The 1,163-nt window shown below is 34.7% G+C and carries 1 protein-coding gene; it reads right to left on the reverse strand.

The genetic code is table 11. The features are described 5' to 3' along the window. Positions 1-81 precede the first annotated feature (81 nt). Positions 82-1,163 (reverse strand): ISL3 family transposase (locus A3O17_RS02525; protein ID WP_155729647.1); only part of this gene is annotated, 1,082 nt, incomplete at its 5' end.

Raw genomic sequence — 1,163 nt, forward strand, 5'->3', positions numbered from 1 at the left:
TAATGTTTGTTGCGCAGTTAATGCTTCTTTTTGATTTAAGAGAAAAATACAAGCAATGCGATATAAATAAGCTTATGTAAATTACGAAAACCCGTAACAGTGACGCTTTAATTCTTTAATTTTACGATTAATTCCTTCAATCGGACCGTTGGAGTAACTGAAATAACAGGCATTCTTAACGTAATGAATATTCCGTTTCAGAGTTGAAACGGCGGTATCCATGGCACTTCGTGTCGGATGATAATTGTAAATAACATCATGAAGAATTGACCCATCTTTTTCTCTAGTTGCTTCTAAAATTCCTTGATATACTTGATAAACTTGTTTGAATTTCGGTGAGAAATCAAAAATAAGGTCTAATGCATTACGTTGGGTCATGTATTCATTGATTCCGTTAAGGAATACTGGCTTATCGTCAATGATTTCTTTCTCATATTTGTGGAATAATTTCCAATGTGATTTAAGCAGTTTATATTCTCGAGAATGCTTATTAATGTGACTGATTAAAGTTGTCCGACATTTGTCTAGAGCCCGAGCAGTTAATTGAACAATATGGAATCGATCAATGATAACTTGAGCATTTGGAAAAATATGTTTAATAAAATAGATATATTGTGCGTTTAAATCAGCAACAACAGTTTCAACTTGTTGTCTTTCGGAAAGAGGATAACGATTGACAAAATAATCGGTAATTGTCTTAGTAAGACGGTTGGGAAGTTTAACAATAATTTTATGGGTATCAGAGTCGCAACAAATAAATGACATCAGCCTTCCGGTTGAACGAAATTCGTCAAAACAGAGATGCTTAGGAAGGACTGGTTCACGATATTTTGGATGACAATGACGGTTAATAATACGAATTACTGATGAAGCAGAACAACCATACATTTTAGCAATTTGAGTGGCAGTTAATGAAGAGCAGGCTTGAGCAAGGATATCTTCATCAAACCGTTTAGAAAGTGAATGATTGAATTCAACAATATCAGTTTTAGCACCAAAGGTGGAGTTACAATGGTAACACCGATAACGTTGTTTAGCCAGTTTGAGAATATAACGATCACCATTAAAACTACTTAAGCGGATCCTTGTCTGACGTGTTCCATTTTTAATTACATCGGGGAATCCGCAATTTTCACAACGTTCAACGCTGTAGGTAAGTTTGG

The sequence above is a fragment of the Ligilactobacillus aviarius genome (assembly GCF_001654615.1).
Lineage (GTDB): Bacteria > Bacillota > Bacilli > Lactobacillales > Lactobacillaceae > Ligilactobacillus > Ligilactobacillus aviarius_B.